Source organism: Caulobacter sp. X (assembly GCF_002742635.1).
Taxonomy (GTDB): domain Bacteria; phylum Pseudomonadota; class Alphaproteobacteria; order Caulobacterales; family Caulobacteraceae; genus Caulobacter.
On sequence record NZ_PEGF01000001.1, the window covers coordinates 1,996,611 to 2,014,317 of the forward strand.

The 17,707-nt window shown below is 68.0% G+C and carries 20 protein-coding genes; 11 read left to right on the forward strand and 9 right to left on the reverse strand.

Annotated features, from left to right (window positions below):
- Positions 1-29: 29 nt before the first annotated feature.
- Positions 30-2,468, forward strand: a complete 2,439-nt coding sequence (locus CSW60_RS09195; protein ID WP_099536964.1) for a TonB-dependent receptor — start codon at positions 30-32, stop codon at positions 2,466-2,468.
- Positions 2,469-2,569: 101 nt separating this feature from the next.
- On the opposite strand, the gene modB is transcribed toward CSW60_RS09195, so the two are convergent.
- Both modB and modA read right to left on the reverse strand, forming a co-directional pair.
- Positions 2,570-3,247, reverse strand: coding sequence for a molybdate ABC transporter permease subunit (modB, locus tag CSW60_RS09200; protein WP_099536965.1), 678 nt, complete (start codon positions 3,245-3,247; stop codon positions 2,570-2,572).
- 2 nt (positions 3,248-3,249) lie between these two features.
- Positions 3,250-4,008, reverse strand: coding sequence for a molybdate ABC transporter substrate-binding protein (modA, locus tag CSW60_RS09205; protein ID WP_099536966.1), 759 nt, complete (start codon positions 4,006-4,008; stop codon positions 3,250-3,252).
- Positions 4,009-4,077: 69 nt separating this feature from the next.
- Here modA and CSW60_RS09210 point away from each other — a divergent pair, with 69 nt between their 5' ends.
- Positions 4,078-4,860 (forward strand): TOBE domain-containing protein, encoded by a 783-nt coding sequence (locus CSW60_RS09210; protein ID WP_099536967.1) that lies wholly within the window; start codon positions 4,078-4,080, stop codon positions 4,858-4,860.
- Positions 4,861-4,867: 7 nt separating this feature from the next.
- Here CSW60_RS09210 and CSW60_RS09215 read toward each other — a convergent pair whose 3' ends face one another.
- Complete coding sequence (locus CSW60_RS09215; RefSeq protein WP_099536968.1) at positions 4,868-5,341, reverse strand: MarR family winged helix-turn-helix transcriptional regulator; 474 nt, start codon at positions 5,339-5,341, stop codon at positions 4,868-4,870.
- 77 nt (positions 5,342-5,418) lie between these two features.
- Between CSW60_RS09215 and CSW60_RS09220 the strand changes: the two genes are divergently transcribed.
- Entirely contained in the window at positions 5,419-6,867 is a 1,449-nt protein-coding gene (locus CSW60_RS09220; protein WP_099536969.1) for an FAD-dependent oxidoreductase, read from the forward strand.
- Here the strand turns inward: CSW60_RS09220 and CSW60_RS09225 are convergent.
- A complete protein-coding gene (locus tag CSW60_RS09225) occupies positions 6,864-7,307 on the reverse strand; it encodes a MarR family winged helix-turn-helix transcriptional regulator (RefSeq protein WP_099536970.1) in 444 nt (147 codons plus the stop codon). The two genes, CSW60_RS09220 and CSW60_RS09225, sit on opposite strands and share 4 nt — an antisense overlap.
- Before the next feature lie 65 nt (positions 7,308-7,372).
- On the opposite strand from CSW60_RS09225, the gene CSW60_RS09230 reads away from it, so the two are divergent.
- The 3 genes from CSW60_RS09230 to CSW60_RS09240 all read left to right on the forward strand — a co-directional run bounded on the left by CSW60_RS09230 (position 7,373) and on the right by CSW60_RS09240 (position 9,584).
- A complete protein-coding gene (locus CSW60_RS09230; protein ID WP_099536971.1) occupies positions 7,373-8,110 on the forward strand; it encodes a thioredoxin family protein in 738 nt (245 codons plus the stop codon).
- Between the two features lie 98 nt (positions 8,111-8,208).
- A complete protein-coding gene (locus tag CSW60_RS09235) occupies positions 8,209-8,955 on the forward strand; it encodes a VOC family protein (RefSeq protein WP_099536972.1) in 747 nt (248 codons plus the stop codon).
- Positions 8,952-9,584, forward strand: coding sequence for a glutathione S-transferase family protein (locus tag CSW60_RS09240; protein WP_099536973.1), 633 nt, complete (start codon positions 8,952-8,954; stop codon positions 9,582-9,584). The genes CSW60_RS09235 and CSW60_RS09240 overlap by 4 nt, the downstream gene beginning before the upstream one ends.
- Here the strand turns inward: CSW60_RS09240 and mtgA are convergent.
- Positions 9,581-10,258 (reverse strand): monofunctional biosynthetic peptidoglycan transglycosylase, encoded by a 678-nt coding sequence (mtgA, locus tag CSW60_RS09245; RefSeq protein WP_099536974.1) that lies wholly within the window; start codon positions 10,256-10,258, stop codon positions 9,581-9,583. The two genes, CSW60_RS09240 and mtgA, sit on opposite strands and share 4 nt — an antisense overlap.
- Positions 10,259-10,384: 126 nt before the next feature.
- Here mtgA and CSW60_RS09250 point away from each other — a divergent pair, with 126 nt between their 5' ends.
- Positions 10,385-11,047, forward strand: coding sequence for a nitroreductase (locus CSW60_RS09250; protein ID WP_099536975.1), 663 nt, complete (start codon positions 10,385-10,387; stop codon positions 11,045-11,047).
- On the opposite strand, the gene CSW60_RS09255 is transcribed toward CSW60_RS09250, so the two are convergent.
- Entirely contained in the window at positions 11,044-12,075 is a 1,032-nt protein-coding gene (locus CSW60_RS09255; protein WP_099537628.1) for a WD40 repeat domain-containing protein, read from the reverse strand. The genes CSW60_RS09250 and CSW60_RS09255 overlap by 4 nt on opposite strands.
- Positions 12,076-12,314: 239 nt before the next feature.
- On the opposite strand from CSW60_RS09255, the gene CSW60_RS09260 reads away from it, so the two are divergent.
- Complete coding sequence (locus CSW60_RS09260) at positions 12,315-12,764, forward strand: biopolymer transporter ExbD (RefSeq protein ID WP_099536976.1); 450 nt, start codon at positions 12,315-12,317, stop codon at positions 12,762-12,764.
- 194 nt (positions 12,765-12,958) lie between these two features.
- Here the strand turns inward: CSW60_RS09260 and CSW60_RS09265 are convergent, their stop codons facing one another.
- On the reverse strand, positions 12,959-14,065 hold the full coding sequence (locus tag CSW60_RS09265) for a GTP-binding protein (RefSeq protein WP_099536977.1): 1,107 nt from the start codon (positions 14,063-14,065) through the stop codon (positions 12,959-12,961).
- 48 nt (positions 14,066-14,113) lie between these two features.
- The gene (locus tag CSW60_RS09270; protein WP_099536978.1) at positions 14,114-14,743 is read right to left on the reverse strand and encodes a hypothetical protein; all 630 of its coding nucleotides are present in this window, start codon (positions 14,741-14,743) and stop codon (positions 14,114-14,116) included.
- Positions 14,744-14,945: 202 nt separating this feature from the next.
- Between CSW60_RS09270 and rplU the strand changes: the two genes are divergently transcribed.
- From rplU to CSW60_RS09285, 3 genes are all read left to right on the forward strand, one after another.
- Positions 14,946-15,506, forward strand: coding sequence for a 50S ribosomal protein L21 (gene rplU / locus CSW60_RS09275; protein WP_099536979.1), 561 nt, complete (start codon positions 14,946-14,948; stop codon positions 15,504-15,506).
- 30 nt (positions 15,507-15,536) lie between these two features.
- Positions 15,537-15,806 carry a 50S ribosomal protein L27 gene (gene rpmA, locus CSW60_RS09280; protein ID WP_004615680.1) on the forward strand — a complete coding sequence of 90 codons (270 nt, stop codon included), beginning with the start codon at positions 15,537-15,539 and terminating at the stop codon, positions 15,804-15,806.
- 187 nt (positions 15,807-15,993) lie between these two features.
- A complete protein-coding gene (locus CSW60_RS09285; protein WP_099536980.1) occupies positions 15,994-16,527 on the forward strand; it encodes a GNAT family N-acetyltransferase in 534 nt (177 codons plus the stop codon).
- 121 nt (positions 16,528-16,648) lie between these two features.
- Here the strand turns inward: CSW60_RS09285 and CSW60_RS09295 are convergent, their stop codons facing one another.
- Positions 16,649-17,608, reverse strand: a complete 960-nt coding sequence (locus CSW60_RS09295; RefSeq protein WP_201723002.1) for a hypothetical protein — start codon at positions 17,606-17,608, stop codon at positions 16,649-16,651.
- Positions 17,609-17,707 lie beyond the last annotated feature (99 nt).

A 17,707-nucleotide genomic window follows, 5' to 3' on the forward strand; every position in this document is an offset into this window, starting at 1 on the left:
GCAGGCGCGGCCAAAGGGAGGTAAGACGGATGCCAGGACCTACGCGCCTGACCTTGAGCCTGAGCGTGTCGGCGCTCGCCCTGCTGATGGCGCCCCCCGCCATGGCCCAGAGCGCGGCGCCGCAGAAGCCGGACGAGAGCCTGACCATCGACACCCTGGTGGTGACGGCCCAGCGTCGGGAGGAGACCGCCAACAGCGTCGGCATGCCGATCCAGGCCTTCAGCGGCGAGGCCCTGCAGCAGCTGCGGGTCACCGACCCCAAGGACCTGACCACCGTCGCCCCCAGCTTTACGGTCAGCCAGAGCTATCAGGGCGTGCCCACCTATACGTTGCGCGGCATCGGCTTCAATACGATCAACCTGTCGGCCACCTCGACGGTCGGCACCTATTGGGACGAGGTCGCCTACGCCTATCCGTTCATGAACACCGGCCCGGTGTTCGACCTCGAGCGGGTCGAGGTGCTTAAAGGCCCGCAAGGCACGCTCTATGGCCGCAACACCACCGCGGGCCTGATCGACTTCGTCACCAACAAGCCGACCGAGCAGTTCGAGGGCTCGCTGACCGCCGAGGCCGGCGACTACAAGACCTACAACCTCGAAGGCGTCGTCAGCGGGCCGCTGGGCGACCGCGTCCAAGGCCGCGCGGCGTTCCGGATGGAGAACAGCGACAAGGGCTGGCAGGTCAGCAACAGCCGGGACGAGCGCCTGGGCAAGGTCGATCGCGACGGCTGGCGCCTGTCTCTGGCCATGCAGCCGACCGACACGGTCGAGGTCGAGGCCTCCTACTCCGGCTGGCGCAACAAGTCGGACACCGTCGCGGCCCAGGCCATCGGCTTCACGCCCGCCACCGCCGCCAGCCCGTTCAACGCCCCGGGCGTCGTCAACTATGTCGCGACCCACGCCCCGACCAAGGCCACGCAAGCCGACTGGGCTCCGCTGTCCACGCGCGGCGTCGATATCGGCGCGGGCCTGGGGATCAGCGATCCCTTGCGCGAGAACGACCAGTTCCACGCCGGCAAGCTGAAGGTCGCCTGGAACCTCAGCGACGACGTCACCCTGGTCTCGCTGTCCAGCTTCAACCGGCTGACCCGCAAGGCCGTGTTCGACTGGAGCGGCGCGCCCTACGAGATCCTGATCCAGAAGGCCCATGGCGACATAAAGTCGGCCGCCGAGGAACTGCATCTGGAAGGCAAGACCGACAAGGGCTCGTGGCTGGTCGGGGCCTATGTCGCGCGCGACAAGATCTATGACAGCAACCGCACACTGCTGGGCCAGAACGCCAATGTCGGCACGATCCGCTATGTCGGCTCGACCCTGCTGGCCTCGCCGTTCAACAGCTTCGGCTACACCGCCCTGCAGATGAGCCAGGCGTTCCGCACGTATGAGGACGTCGGCAACATCGAGACCAAGACCTGGAGCCTGTTCGCCAACGCCGACCACGCCCTGACCGACAGCGTGAAGCTGACGCTGGGCGTCCGCTACAGCCAGGACAAACAGGACTATGTCGGATGCTCGCGCGACGTCGGCGGCTCCATGCTGCCGAACGTCAATGTCGTGAACCGGGCGCTGTTCGCCGCCGCCTATGGCCTGGTGGCGCCGATCACCCAGGGCGGTTGCAACACCTTCGACCCGGCGACCAAGAGCTTCGGCTTCGTGAAGTCCAAGCTGGACGAGGACAACATCGCCTGGCGCGTGGCGCTCGACTGGCAGGCGGCCCAGGACGTGCTGGTCTTCGCCTCGATCTCGCGCGGGGCCAAGGCCGGGGCGACGCCGATCAACGCCGCCAACATCTCGACCCAGAACGCGCCCGCCACGCAGGAAATGCTGACCGCCTACGAGATCGGCGTGAAGGCGGGCCTGTTCCAGCGGCGCGTGCAGGCCAATGTCAGCGGCTTCTACTACGACTACACCGACAAGCAGCTGTCGGTGTACTTCGCCGACCCGATCTACACGGCGCTGTCGCGCCTGGCCAACGTGCCGAACGGCGAAGCCTATGGCCTCGACGGCGATCTCACCTGGCGCGCCTCGCGGTCGCTGACCCTGATCGCCTCGGCGACCCTGCTGCACACCGAGGTCAAGGGCTACACGGGCATCAACGCCGCCGGAAAGCCGCAGGACTTCGATGGCCGTCCGTTCCTGTACAGCCCGAAGTTCCAGGGCGGTCTAACCGCCCTGTTCCACCATCCGGTCGGCGACGGGCTGGAGCTGAACGCCGCTCTGAACGGCCGCTGGCAAGGCAAGTCCTACGCCGACCTCGAGGGCAATCCGCTGTTCGTGATCGACAGCTACGGCATGCTCAACGCCAGCGTCGGCCTGGGCGCGCCGGACAAGGGCTGGGAGCTCTCGATCTGGGGCCGCAACATCACCGACGAATATTATTGGAGCGCCGTCAGCAGCAACGCCAACACGGTGGTGCGCTTCCCCGGCAAGCCCACGACCTACGGCGCGTCCCTGACTTGGAAGTTCTAGGCGCGTCGGCGCGCGCCGGCGTGATGGCCGTCGGCGCGCAATCCTCCCCCGCCATCACAATCTCGGTAACTGGAGCGCGGCCGCCAAGCCGCGCTCCTCTCTTATTCGGATCGCGCGCGCAGCAGCACCTTGGAGCGGCTCTCCAGAGCCAGCAGCGCCAACAAGACGGCGAAGGCGAAGACCAGCAGCAGCAGCGACAGGCGGTGAGCCTGGCTCCACTCCAGCCCCTCGACCAGGCGATAGATCTCGGTCGACAGCACGGTGGTCTCGCCCGGGATATTGCCGCCCAGCATCATCACCACCCCGAACTCGCCGACCGTGTGGGCGAAGGTCAGGATCGCGGCGGCGACATAGCCCGGCAGGGCCAGCGGCAAGGCCACCCGCCAGAAGCGGTCCCACGGCGAAGCGCCCAGCGTCGCGGCGGCCTCGAGCGGCTCGTCGCCCACGGCGAGGAAGGCGTTGCGCAGCGGCTGCGCCGCGAACGGCAGCGAATAGATCAGCGAACCGATGACCAGCCCCTCGAAGGTGAAGGCCAGGGTCCGCACGCCGAAGGGCTGCAGCAGGATCATCAGCGGGCTCTTCGGCCCCAAGGCGATCAGCAGGTAGAAGCCCAGCACCGTCGGCGGCAGCACGATCGGCAGGGCGACCACCGCCGTCACCACCGTGCGCAGCGACGAGCGTCCGCGCGCCAGCCACCAGGACAGCGGCGTGGCCAGGACCAGCAGCAGCAGGGTGGTGATCCCCGCCAGTTTCGCCGTCAGCCACAGGACCTCGACCATGGTCAGCGGACCTCGTAGCCGTAGCGCCGGATGATCGCCTTGGCCTCGCTGCTCTTCAGGAAGGCCACGAACGCCTTGGCCGCCTCGCTGTTCTGGCCGGTCTTCAGCAGCACGGCCTGCTGCTCGATCGGCGTGTGGTCGGCGGCGGGGACGACCCAACGCGAGCCGCCCTTCTCGTCGATCACCTGCGACAGAGCCACGAAGCCCAGCTCGGCCGCGCCAGTCTGGACGTACTGGAAGGCCTGGGTGATCGAGGCGCCGGTGACGACCTTCGGTTTCAGCGCGTCGTAGAGCTTGAGCTTGGTCAAGGTCTCGACGGCGGCCTGGCCGTAGGGCGCGGCCTTGGGATCGGCGATCGCCAGCTTGTCGAACCCGCCCTTGGCGAGCACCGCGCCCTTCGCGTCGACGAGACCCGGCGTCTTGCTGAACAGCACCAGCCGGCCCGTGGCGTAGGTGAAGCGCGAGCCAGGAACCGACAGACCCTCGGCTTCGGCCTTCCGCGGCCGCTCGACATCGGCGGACAGGAAGACCTCGTACGGCGCGCCGTTGGCGATCTGAGTGTAGAACTGGCCGGACGAGCCGAAGCTCAGCGTCGCGTCGTGGCCGGTCCTGGCCTTGAACCGCGCCGCGATCTCCTTGGCCGCCTCGGTGAAGTTGGCGGCGACGGCGACCTTGGTCTCGCCGGCCAGGGCCGCGCCGCCCAGCGTCAGCGACAAGACTCCGGCGAACACGGCGATCAGCATCGGACGGCGAGCGATCATCTGGTAATCCTGGCTTGGCGCTGCGGTTATGCAGCTGAACTACATAACGATGAAACAGGACCCCGGCCAGTGAGCAGCGACGCCGACTTCAGCGCCTCCCTGATCCTCAAGCGTGGCGGTCTGGCGCGCGTCGGGCTTGAACGCATCGCGCTTCTGGAAGCGATCGCGCGGCTGGGCTCGATCAGCGCCGCGGCCAAGGCGACGAGCCTCTCCTACAAGGGCGCCTGGGACGGGGTGCAGGCCCTGAACAACCTGTTCGACGCGCCCCTGGTCAGCGCCGCGCCCGGCGGCCGCAGCGGCGGCGCCGCCCAGGTCACGGCGCGCGGCCAGGCCGTGGTCCGCGCCTTCCGCGCCGCCGAGCGCGAGGTTGGCGCGGCCTTCGCGCGACTGGAGGCGGACCTCTCGGACGACGCCGACCTGCTGTGGAGCCTGGGCCTGCGCACCAGCGCCCGCAACGCGCTACGGGGCGTTGTCACAGCCATCGAGGGCGACGGCGTCACGGCGCTGGTGACCCTGTCGCTGGGAGAGGCGCTTTCCCTGCGCGCTTCGATCACGCGGCGCAGCGTCGAGGACCTGGACCTGGCCCCCGGCCGCCCGGCCATCGCCCTGATCAAGTCCAGCTTCGTGCGGCTCGGCGAAGCGGCCCAGGGGGGCGAGAGCGAAAACCGCCTTTCCGGCGAGATCGTCGACCGCGAGGCCGGCGAAACCTCGGCCGAGGTGACCATCGCGCTATCGGCGGGCAAGACGCTGGTGGCGACGCTGAAGCCGGGCAATCCTGCCTGGGGACTGGCGGTGGGCGCGAAGGTCGAGGCGCGGGTCGCCGCGTCCGACGTGATCCTGGCGGTCGACTGAGGTCCCGCTAGCCCTTCAGCGCCTTCGTCGCCTCGTCGACGAACTTGCGCAGCAGCCGCGCCAGGTCCTTGCGGTCCTGGGCGCTCCATGTCTCCAGCATCGGCCCGGCCAGCCGCTGGCGCGCGGCGTCCAGGGCGTCGGTCAGTTCGCGGCCCTTATCCGTCACCGCCGCCTCGCGCACGCGCTTGTCGGTCGCGCCCGGCCGACGCTCGACCAGGCCCAGGCTCTCCAGCTTGGCGACTTGACGGCTGACCACCGAGTGGTCGCGCCCGGCGAGGTCGGCCAGCTCGACCACGCCGATCGGCCCCTTGCGCTCGATGCGCACCAGCAGCGGGAACAGCGCCCGGTCCAGCGTGATCCCCGCCTCGCGGATCAGCATGTCGTCGGCCTGGGGCCGGTTCAGAAACCCGGCCAGGTCCATCATCGCCAGGTGAATGTCTCGCAGGTCGGCGTCCATATGTGCATTTTGCACATTTTTCATTGACGCCGTCCAGCCTCCTAATTATGTGCCTTTTGCACGCGATTTATGTGCATAACGCACAGACATAGGAGGCAGGCATGACCACCACACTTGAAGCTCCTCGGGCGACCGACGTCCTGATCTGCGGCGCCGGCGCGGCCGGCCTGACCCTGGCGATCGACCTGGCCCGCCGGGGCGTCGACTTCATCCTGATCGACAAGGCCAACGGCCCGTTCCAGGGCTCGCGCGGCAAGGGGATCCAGCCTCGCAGTGTCGAGGTGTTCGAGGACCTGGGCGTGCTGGACGGCCTGATGGCCCTGGGCGCGGGACCCTATCCGCCGCTGCGGACCTACGCCCAGGATGGAACCTTCGCCGACACCGCCCTGACCGAGGATGTCACGCCGACCCCGGCCGAGCCCTGGGCCCGACCGTTGATGGCGCCGCAGTTCCTGACCGAGCGGGCCCTGCGCGACCGGCTGGCCCTCCTGGGTCACGCCCCGCGCTTCGGAACCGCCCTCGCCGGCTTCGAACAGGACGGCCAAGGCGTCACCGCGACTCTCGCCTCTGGCCAGACAATCCGTGCGAAATGGATGGTCGGCGCCGACGGCGGCCGCAGCTTCGTGCGTCAGGCCCTGGGCGTCAAATTTCCCGGCGAGACCAAGCCCGGCCGGGGCCTCGTCGCCGACGTCCGCTTGACGGGTCTGTCGCGCGAGGTCTGGCATCACTTCGCCGCGCCGGACGGACAGCGGGTTTCCTTCTGCCCGCTGGCCGGAACCGACCTCTTCCAGCTGCAGGGCCACGCGCCGGAGATCGAGGATTTCTCGATCGCGGCCCTGAACGCCCTGATCCGCGAACGGAGTAACCGCGACGACATCGTCGTCACCGAGGTCACCTGGGCCTCGACCTTCGGGATCAACGCCCGCCTGGCCCAGCGCTATCGCATGGGCCGCGTGCTGCTGGCTGGCGACGCCGCCCATGTGCATCCGCCGACCGGCGGCCAGGGCCTGAACACCAGCCTGCAGGACAGCTACAACCTCGGCTGGAAGCTGGCCGCCGCGCTGGCCGGCGCGCCGGAAGGCCTGATCGACACCTACGAGGCCGAGCGCCAACCGATCGCCGCCGGGGTGTTGGGCCTGTCGGTCCGCCTGCTGGGCGAGAAGGAAATCAAGCGCGGCCGCGAAGCCCGGCAGCTGGACCTCGGCTACGAGGACTCGAGCCTGTCGCTGGACTTGGGCCTCGCCGCCAAGATCGCGCCCGGCGACCGCGCCCCGGACGCCCCGTGCCGCGACCGCGATGGCCGGCCGGTCCGGGTGTTCGAGCTCCTACGCGGCCCGCATTGGACGCTGCTGGGCGCCGGGCCCGACATTGCGCCCCGGCCGGGGCTCGTCGTCGCGAACCTGGTCGACGCCGACGGCTGGTTCGCCGACGCCTACGGCCTGCCGCCCGGCGGCTTCGTGCTGGTGCGCCCGGACGGCTATGTGGCGACGGTGGGCCGGGCCGGCGACGCGGCGGCGGTCGAGGCCTATCTGGCCAAGGTCGGGCTCTAGGCGATCGCCTTCAAGCCGGCGCGCAGCGCATCGCCGCCGCCGGCCAGGTCCGCGTCCAGCGCCGCGTGCTCGCGCGTCCAGATCGGCAGGGCTTGCGCCAGCAGCGCGCGGCCGTCGGGCGTCAGGCTCAGCACCCGGGCGCGGCCGTCCTTGGGATCGGGCGCCACCGTCAGCAGCCCCCGGCGCTCCAGCGGCTTCAGCGCCGCCGTCAGGGTCGTGCGGTCCATGGCCAGCAGGTTGGCGACGCCGCCCATGCCGGCCGGCTCGGGCCGGTTCAGCGACATCAGCAGCGAGAACTGGCCGTTGGTCAGGCCCAGAGGCCGCAGGGCCTCGTCGAAGCGGCGGGCCAGCGCCCGGGCCGCGCGCTGGACGTGCAGGCACAGGCAGGTGTCGCGGACATGGATCGTCGTCTCGAAGGGAATCACGACCGGCTTTGACATGATCCATTTATGTTGATATCAACGTTATTAGTCAAGGAAATACTGCTCAGCTTACGGAGGACGTGATGTCGCACGCCGTGGTCTCCCGCGAGGAATGGCTCGAAGCGCGCCGCGCCCTGTTGCTGAAGGAGAAGGCCCACACCCGCGCCCGCGACGCCCTGAACGCCGAGCGCCTGGCCCTGCCTTGGGTGAAACTGGACAAGACCTACGCCTTCGACACCGACAGCGGCCGCCAGACCCTGGACCAGCTGTTCGACGGGCGCGGCCAGCTGCTCGTCTATCACTTCATGCTGGGCCCGGACTGGGACGCGGGCTGCGAGGGTTGCTCGTTCATGGCCGACCATTTCGACGGGACGCTGCCGCACCTGAACCACCACGATGTGACCCTGGTCGCCGTGTCCCGCGCGCCTCTCGCGAAGATCCAGGCCTACAAGCGTCGCATGGGTTGGAAGTTTCCGTGGGTGTCGGCGCGCGACAGCGACTTCAACCGCGACTTCCATGTCTCGTTCACGCCCGAGGAGCTGGCCGGCGAGACGATCCGCTACAACTTCACCGATCTGCCGTCCGCCCAGGGCCACGATGAGCTGCCGGGCCTCTCGGCCTTCTATCGCGACGCCGAGGGTCAGGTGTTCCACACCTATTCGACCTACGCCCGGGGGCCGGAAGAGGCGCTCGGGACCTTGATGCTGCTCGACCGCGCGCCGCTGGGACGCAATGAGGGCGAGACAATGAACTTCATCCGCCGCCACGACGAGTACGAGGACGTCCAGCCCAAATCCGCCTGCTGCGCCGGCGCCGACTGACACGCTCCTGGCCCATGATCCGTTCCTGGAACGCCTTCGTCGAGGCCATGCCCTCGCTCGCCCCTTCAACACCCTCCCCCGCCCAAAGGAAGACCCTCATGGCTAGCGACTTCGTCTGGTTCGAACTGGTCACCCCCGACGCGGCGGCCGCCGAAGCCTTCTACAAGACCGTCGTCGGCTGGACGACCGAGGCCTCCTCCGGTCCGAATGGTCCGTACACGATCTTCAAGGCCAGCGAGCTCGCCGTTGGCGGCATGCTGGAGATGAAGGACGTTCCGCCGGGCTGGCTGGGCTATGTCGGCGTCGATGACGTCGACGCCTACGCCGAGAAGGTCGAGGCCGCCGGCGGCGCCGTCCACAAGGCGCCGCAGGATATTCCGGGCGTCGGCCGCTTCGCCGTCGTCGCCGATCCGCAAGGCGCGATGTTCATCCTGTTCCGGGGCTCGCTCGAGACGCCGCCGCCCCGGCCCGAGCCCATGTCGCCCGGCTCGCTGGGCTGGTCGGAGCTGCACGCGGCCGACTGGGAGAAGGCCTTCGCCTTCTACGCCCCGCTATTCGGTTGGGTGAAGCACGACACCGTGCCGATGGGCGAGATGGGCGTCTACCAGACCTTTGGGCCCAGCACGGCGGCGATCGGCGGCATGTTCAGCAACCACGCCCCGGCGCCGACGCCCTACTGGCTGTACTATTTCGGCGTCGAAGGGATCGACTCCGCCGTCGAGCGAGTGAAGGCGAACGGCGGCCAGGTCCTGATGGGTCCGGTCGAGGTCCCCGGCGGGGCCTGGGTCGTCAACGCCACGGACCCGCAGGGAGGGATGTTCGCGCTGCTGGGCATGCGCGGATGATCACCGTCTTCGGAGAAGGTCGGGGCTTTCGCGTCGTCTGGCTGCTGGAGGAGATGGGCCTGCCCTATCGTCTGCGCGGAGTCGACATGCTGGCGGGGGTGGAGAACGATCCGGAGTTCCTGGCGGTCAATCCCGGCGGCTTCATCCCGGCGATCCAGGACGGCGAGGTCGTCATGGTCGAGTCGATCGCGATCATGGAGTACCTGCTCGGCCGCTACGGGCCCTCCCCCCTGGCGCCGGCCCCTCGAGACGCCGCCTTCCCCGCCTACCAGCAGTTCCTGCACCTGGGCGAGGCCGGACTGGCGGCCTCGGTCTTCTTCCTGACGGGCGCCAAGCACTTCGCGCCCGAGACCGACCGTGACAACTGGACCGTCCGCCAGGCGATGCACGTGTTCACCAGCCGCCTAGGCCTGGTGGCCCGTCGGCTGGCGCAGGCGCCCTACATGGCGGGCGAGGCCTTCACCGCGGCGGACATCTCGGTCGGCTACGCGCTGGAGATGGCGCGCAAGAACATCGACTTTCCGCTGGGCGAGGCCGAGATGGCTTACGTGAAGCGACTGCGCCAGCGGGACGGCTATGAGCGGGCGCTCGACGCCTGCCCCGCCACGCGCCAGTGGTGGAATAGCTAGCCTACGCAGTCGTCGAGGCCGTCGCGGCGCACCGTCCCGGAGGCCTTGCCGATCTTCTTCGTGCGCTTGGCGACGTACTTGCCCGGCTTGATCACCCGCCACTTCAGCGGGCTGGGCAGGATCGCGGCCAGGCGCGAGGCCTGGGCCTGGGTCAGCTTGTCGGCGCCGACGCCGAAATAGCGGCGCGAGGCCGACTCCGCGCCATAGATGCCCGGGCCGAACTCGATGGAGTTCAGATAGACCTCCATGATCCGCTTCTTGCCCCAGCCGACCTCGATCAGCACCGTGAACCAGGCTTCCAGACCCTTTCGGACATAGGAGCGGCCCGGCCACAGGAAGACGTTCTTGGCCGTCTGCTGGCTGATCGTCGATCCGCCGCGGATCTTCTTGCCGGCCTCGTTGTTGGCGTAGGCCTTCTGCAGGGCGTCGAAGTCGAAGCCGTGGTGTTCGCAGAACCGCGCGTCCTCGGCGGCGATCAGGGCGCGCGGCAGGGCGGGCGCGACCTCGTCGATCGGCCGCCAGCGATGGTCCAGCCCCTTCCCCTCGACCGCACGGATCACCATCAGCGGCGTGATCGGCGGCGGGACGAAGCGGTAGATCAGCACGGTCACGATCGGTCCCGCGACCAGGACGATGAACAGAGCCAAAGCGATATTGCGCAGAAGCCGCCGCAAGGAACGCCCCCAAAGAGACCAGGAAGAGAATCTCGAACAGACTTGTCTTTACGCTGCGGCGGGATGCTAGCCAGAGGAAAAGTCGCTGTCGCGGGCATAGCGGCGAGACAATCAAGGGAGCCTTCGATGGACGTGATCGACGCCGTCAACCGCCGCATGTCGGTGCGCGCCTTCAAGCCTGATCCCGTCGACGCCGCCCTGGTGCGCGAGCTGCTGGAGGCGGCGTCCCGCGCGCCCTCGGGCGGCAACCTCCAGCCCTGGCGGGTGCAGGTGGTGGCCGGCGCGCCGCTGAAGGCCCTGACCGACGCCATGCTGACCCGCGTGGCTTCGCCCGATCCGACCGAGTACGACGTCTATCCCGCCAACCTGTGGGAGCCGCTGCGCAGCCGTCGCTTCCAGGTGGGCGAGGACATGTACGGGGCGCTGGGCATCCCGCGCGAGGACAAGATGGCCCGCCTGCAGTGGTTCGCCATAAACGGCCAGGGCTTCGGCGCGCCGGTGCAGCTGTTCTTCTCGATCGACCGCCGTTGCGGCCCGCCGCAGTGGAGCGACGTCGGCATGTTCATGCAGACCTTCATGCTGCTGGCCGTCGAGCGAGGCCTCGACACCTGCCCGCAGGAGTTCTGGTCGCACTACAACAAGCTGGTCGACGAGCATGTCGGCCTGCCCGAGGGCCACATGCTGTTCTCTGGCATGGCCCTTGGCTACCGCGACGCCGAAGCCCCGGTGAACAACTTCCGCTCCCGCCGCGCCCCGTTCGAGGAGTGGGGCGAGCTGAAGGGGTTCTAGCCCGCGAACTGGCGAGGGCCGCTGATGTCCGGGATCTCCAGGACCCCGGCCTCGCCGCTCTCGTCGCCCCAGGCCATGAGCTTGCCGTCGGCGCTGACGGCCAGGGCGCTGATCGGGGCGCCCTTCTCGGCCTTCAGGGTCTCGATGCGCCCGTTGCGCATATGGGCGGCCCAGATCTTGCCGTTGTCCTGGCCGGCCAGGCAGACGGGGTGCGCATCGACGCCGGCGACCCGCACGACCATCGAATCGCGCGAGAAGCCGATCTCGGCGGCCTCCTTGCCCATCGGGCCGCTGGCGCCGGCGAACGGCCAGATGACCGCGCCATTGGCGCCGGCCGTGGCCAGCAGGTTGCCCTTGTCGAAGAAGGCCAGGCTCTTGATCTTGGCCGGATAGCCGCCCATCCGCATGTCCTTGCCGTCCGACAGGCGCCAGCCGTGCAGCTGGTTCTCCTGCATCGACGAGATCAGGAACTTGCCGTCCGGGCTGAAGGCCACGGCGATGTGGCTGCCGGCCCACTTCAGGAGCTGGGGCTTCTGGTCGGCGATCCGCGCGTACCACAGATAGGCGCCGCCATAGGTGGCCGAGGCCAGGCGCCGCCCCTTGGGCTCAAACGCCAGGCCCGACACCGTCCTCTCGTGCGCGAACGCGCGCGCGAAGGCCGGGTCGGCGGCGTCGCGGACATGGACCTCCTTGCCGGCGGCGAAGGCGATCAGGCCCGAGGCGGCGCTGGTCGCCACGTGCTCGATCCACTTGTTCTTCACCTCGGCCAGCAGGGTCGCGACAACCTCGCCGTTCTCGATTCGGCTCCAGACCACGCGGCCGTCATCGCCGCCGGTGACGATTCCGGCGCCGCTGGGATGGGCGGCGGCGGCCAGGACAGCGCCGCCGAGGGGGCCGCCATGAGCTTCCACCGTGACGAAGCCATCCTGCGTCTGCAGGCGCACCGTGCCGTCGCCCAGGGCGAAGGCGGCGCGGCCGGAACGGTCGAAAAGGACGTCGGTGACGAAGGCGTCGAAGGAAAAGATCATGCGCGCGAGATAAGGCGCCGAGGCCTCCACGGCCAGACTCTTTCAAGGCGATGCGTTTCCAGGCGCGTTTGGCGCCAGGCGCCCGTTCGAACGGCGTTCGGCGAAAAGTCGAAAAAAGGGGCTTGCTATTGCGCCGCGTCGTCGGGCTTTACTTCCGCGCCCGTCTGCGCCAGACGTGGCGCGGTAATGACATTTTCAGGCGCGCGCGGGGCGCGTGGCCTTCTGGGAGACAGTCAGGCATGGCGGCTAAACTTGCTGGCGGCGGCGGTGGCCGTTATTCGCTGGGCCAAAATTCCGAAATCAACGTCACGCCCTTCGTGGACATCCTTCTGGTGCTGCTGATCATCTTCATGGTCGCCGTGCCGATGGCCGTGACCTCCATCAAGATCGACCTTCCTCCGGCGGTTCCGCCGCCCCCGAACGCGCCGAAGCCGAAGGAGCCGGTCTTCATCTCGATCCAGAAGTCTGGCGCGATCTTCATCGCCGAGAAGCAGACCAGCCTGGATGGCCTGGAAGCCGATCTGGACGCCAAGTTCGCCGCCAACGGCCAAGCCGGCCCGAAGGACGACCAGCGCATCATGATCCGCGCCGACGCCGACGTGATGTACGCCGACTTCATGGGCGTGCTGAACCAGCTGCAGACCTCGGGCTGGTACAAGGTCGGCCTGATCAACGAGGACATCCACTAAGGATCCTCGGCGACAGCCAAGAACACGAAAGCCCCGGAGCTCAGGCTCCGGGGCTTTTTGTTTGTCTGAAATCCTCTCCCCAAGGGAGAGGTGTCGGCTCAAAGAGATGACGGAGAGGGAAGAAGCAGGCTCTGGAGACTTCCCCCTCCGGCGCTTCGCGCCGCCTCCCCCGCTAGGGGGAGGATTTAGGGTCGTTAAGCCGCCGTCGCTTCGAAGCCGGCGCGCAGTTCGGCTTCGTCCAGATCCCGGCCGATGAAGACCATGCGGCTGTAGCGCTTGTCCTTGTCGGTCCACTCGCGCTGGAAGTCGCCTTCCAGGATCATGTGGACGGCCTGGAAGACGAGGCGCTTGTTCTCGCCCTTCACGTCGATGATGCCCTTGGCGCGCAGGATGTCCGGGCCGCGGCGAGCCAGCAGGTCGTTGAGCCAGGCGGTGATCTTCTGGCCGTCGACGGGCTTGTCCAGCGTCAGGGAGATCCCCTTCACGCCGTCGTCGTGCACGTCGCTCTTGGCGTCGTGGTGATGATGGTGGTGGTGGTCATGACCGCAGTGCTCGTCATGCACATGATCATGATCGTGGTGGTGGTGGTCGTGGCCGCAGTGTTCGTCGTGCACGTGGCCCGGCTCGCCGTGGGCGGGATTGAGGAAGTCCGGCTCCAGCTCGGTGATCCGGTCCAGGTCGAAGCTGTGCTTGCCCAGGATCGCCTCCAGCGGAACGTTCGAGCGCTGGGCGCGGTGGATCGGGGCCAGCGGGTTGATCCGGCGGATGCGGGCCTCGACGTGGCGCAGGTCGTCCTCCGAGACCAGGTCGGTCTTGTTCAGCACGATCTGGTCGGCGAAGGCGATCTGCTCGACGGCCTCCTTGCTGTCGCCCAGGCGCAGCATGATGTGCTTGGCGTCGACGACGGCGGTCACCGAGTCGAGGGCGGTGCGCGCCTTGACGTCCTCGTCGACGAAGAAGGTCTGGGCCACCGGGCCGGGATCGGCCAAGCCGGTGGTCTCGACGATGATCGCGTCGAAGCCGCCCTTCCTTTTCATCAGGCCTTGCAGAACCCGGATCAGGTCGCCGCGCACCGTGCAGCAGACGCAGCCGTTGTTCATTTCGAACACTTCCTCGTCGGCGCCGACCACCAGGTCGTTGTCGATGCCGACCTCGCCGAACTCGTTGACGATCACGGCGTAACGCTTGCCGTGCTCCTCGGTGAGGATGCGATTGAGCAGGGTGGTCTTGCCGGCGCCGAGATAGCCGGTCAGCACGGTGACGGGGATCTTGCCGGAAGCGGCGGAGGAGGCTTGGGTCATGGAGCGCTATTTAGGCGCTCGCCTCCGCAAACAAAAGCCGGGGCGTCCCTACAGTTCGAGGAACGCGACCCCGAGGCCCATCGCGATCAGGGCCACGCCCAGGATGGTCGATTCGTAGCGGGCGATCCGCTCCAACCCCAGGCGCTTGACGCCGGCCAGGCTGAGGGTCGTGAACAGCAGCATGCCGGCCGTGGTGGCGGCCATCAGCACGGCGCTCAACGCCATGAAGCCGGTCCAGCCGTGTTTCACCCCCGCCAGATAGATCGGCAGGAAGGCCTCGCAGGGCGACAGGGTCAGCAGCACCACCAGGGCGACGATGGCGGCGCGGTCCGAGGCGTAGCGACGAGTCTCTATATCGCCCTCGCCGTGATCATGGCGGCCGCGCCAGAGATAGAAGAGTCCCAGCACGCCCATCAGCGCGCCGACCGCCCAGCCGAACACCGCGCCCATGTGCGGCTGTACCGCGAGGCCCGCGCCGACCAGGACCACGCCCAGAAGGATGGTGAAGGCCACGTGCCCCAGGCCGGCCAGGGCGGTGACGCTCAGCGTCTTGCCCGCCGACCAATGCTGGCCGCGCCCGACCAGGACGAACGGCAGCCAGTGGGTGGGCAGCGCCGCGTGCAGGAAGGCGACGGCGAAACCGGTGGCGGCGATGGGGGCGAGAAGCGTCAGGTTCACGATCAGCGATATAGCGTGTTATAAAATAACACACCAGGGGTCATCGCGAACTTCTCGCATTTAGCGGAATCCAGGCCGGATTCCCGTGGCGACGCCGTTGACTCTCGGGCTCGCGGCTGTATAAGTCGCGCCCTCTTCGCCCGCCGGGTTTCCGAGCGGGCGTTCCCTATTTTGCGAACGCACGTTTTTAAGGCGCTAACCTATGTACGCGGTGATCAAAACCGGCGGCAAGCAGTACCGGGTTCAAGCCGGCGACCTGCTGGTGGTCGAAAAGCTCGAAGGTGAACCCGGCGCTGCCGTGGCCTTTGGCGAAGTCCTGATGCTTGGCGAAGGCGAGGCCGTGACGGTCGGCGCCCCCACCGTGGACGGCGCTGTCGTCTCCGGCACCCTGATCGAAACCCGCAAGGGTGAGAAGGTGAAGATCTTCAAGAAGATCCGCCGTCAGGGCTACCGCCGCACCCGCGGTCACCGCCAGCTCGAGTCGGTCGTGCGCGTCACGTCCGTCGCCGGCGCCGGCAAGGAAGCCAAGTGGGAAGGTTCGATCGACCTGACCCCGAAGGTCATCCTGGACGCCCGCGCTCGCGGTCTCGGCGACGCCGCCGTGCCGTTCTCGGTCCCGGCCGCCGCGGAAGCCGCTCCGGCTCCGAAGAAGGCCAAGGCTCCGAAGGCTGCTGAAGCCGCCGCCGAGCCGGCCGCCGAAGCCGCCCCCAAGAAGAAGGCCGCCCCTAAGAAGGCCGCCAAGACGGAAGACGGCGAAGCCTAAGGCGACGCCCCCAGAGGATAGGAGAGCACAATGGCTCACAAAAAATCTGGCGGTTCGTCCAGCAACGGCCGCGACTCAGAGTCGAAGCGCCTTGGCGTGAAGAAGTTCGGCGGCGAGAAGGTTCTCGCCGGCAACATCCTCGTGCGTCAGCGCGGCACCAAGTTCTACCCGGGTTCGGGCGTGGGCATGGGCAAGGATCACACCCTCTTCGCGCTCGTGCAGGGCGCGGTGGGCTTCGTGACCAAGAAGCACAACCGCACCTACGTGACCGTGACCCCGGCCGCTCAGCCGGCCGAGTAAGCGCGAACCAAGGTTTCTTCGGATCGTGCTTCTCCTTCAGAAGACGATCCGGACAGACGATCTCTAGCGGGGAGTCCGGAACGCCGGGCTCCCCGCTTTTGTTTTGTCTCGCCGCCGCAACACCGATCGCCACGGCGGCGTCACGGTCCCGGATGAAAGAGGACCGGAGGAACCTTGGGAGGCGCCGATGTGCGTCATCGAAGAAAGACCCGTCATCGAAACCCAGCGGCTGACGCTGCGCGTTCCGGCCATGGCCGATGTCGAGCGCGTGGCGGCCTTCTGCGTCGATCATGACGTGGCGCGCATGACCACGCGCATGCCCTCGCCCTATACCCGCGGCCACGCCGAGGATTTCGTCGCCCGCTGCGGGACTCAGGACCGCGCGCGCGACAACACCTTCGCGATCGAGCTGGCGGACGAGGGGCTGATCGGGGTTGTCGGCCTTTTCACCACGCTCGAGGGCCAGGTCGAGCTGGGCTACTGGATCGGCCGACCCTACTGGGGGCGCGGCTACGCCACCGAGGCGACCAAGGGCGCCTTGGACTGGGCGCGCGGCGTCTGGAACAAGCGCTATGTCACGGCCGGCCACTTCGCCGACAACGACGCGTCGGGCCGGGTGCTGGTGAAGGCGGGCTTTCTGTACACCGGCGTCGTGGAGCACAAGCCGTCAATCGCGCGGGGCGCGGTTGCGGCCACCCGCATGATGGTGTGGCTGGCTTAGTGATCCTCCCCCGCGATGCGGGGGAGGTGGCCCAGAGGGCCGGAGGGGGCAAGCTGGATCGGGGCCGAATTAGCCCCCTCAGTCGCTCCGCGACAGCTCCCCCGTATCACGGGGGAGCATCCTAGGCCGCGCGGTGGGTGTGGATCACCTTCTGCGGCCCTTCACGGAAGCGCTTCTCGGCGGTCACGATCCGCTCGCATAGCGCGTCCAGGTCGGTCAGCAGCGAATAGGTGGCGTAGATGGGAATCTCCATCATCGCCACCTGCGCGCGCGGCATGAACTCGGTGTATTTCTTCCAGGCCACATGGCTGTCGCGCGCGTTCAGGGCGCGCTGGCCGAGCGGATTCCACAGGTCCAGATCGATCAGATCGTCCCGGCACTGCTTCATCACCGGCAGGGCGATGTACAGGAACAGGAAGGTCGGGGTCGCGGCCTTGGCGAACTGCGGCTGCACCTGCAGGTGCCAGATGCGGTAGGCCTCGAAGAAGCCCGCCTTGCGCGCCGGGTCCGGCGGCAGCCAGGAGGCGTTCTCGTTGATCAGGTCGTTGGCGGTGGCCGAACGCTTGACCAGCTCGTCGGCGCTGGTGCCGGCCGGCATGGTCTTGGACAGCGCGTTGACCGGAATGGCCAGTTTCTTGGCGACGTCGGTATAGGCCACCTGCTTGCCAGCCATCGGCGTCCATTGGCCAAACGACGGCGCGCCGGGCGTGCCGGCCCGCTTGGTCGCGGCGGCCTTGTGCAGCAGCAGCTGCTCCTCGCGCTGCTGTTCGGCGCGCTGGCGGTCGAATTCCTCCTCGTGCGCCGCCTGCTCCTCGGCCGTCATCCAGCGGGCGCGGCCCGGGCCGTAGGTCCGCTCGTAACGGTTCAGCAAAACGAGGGTGTGGTCTGTCGAGGGGCGACGCCCCACTTCGCCGAGGAAGGTCTTGAAGTCGCGCCACTGCGGCGCGACGCCGGTTCCGCGGCCGATCAGGATGTTGCGATGGACGGAGGCTTCGGCGCTGTACTTGCGATGGATTTCCTGCGTCGAGAGCTCGACCAGGTCCTTCGCCAGCACATCATCGACTTCTACTTCGGTCGCCAAGGTCAGCCTCCCGTTCCGCCGCGAAGACAAAGGCGGTTCGCTGCCATGACACCTTGTCGCATGGCGTGTTTTAACATTTCGTCACGACGCCGCGCCCTC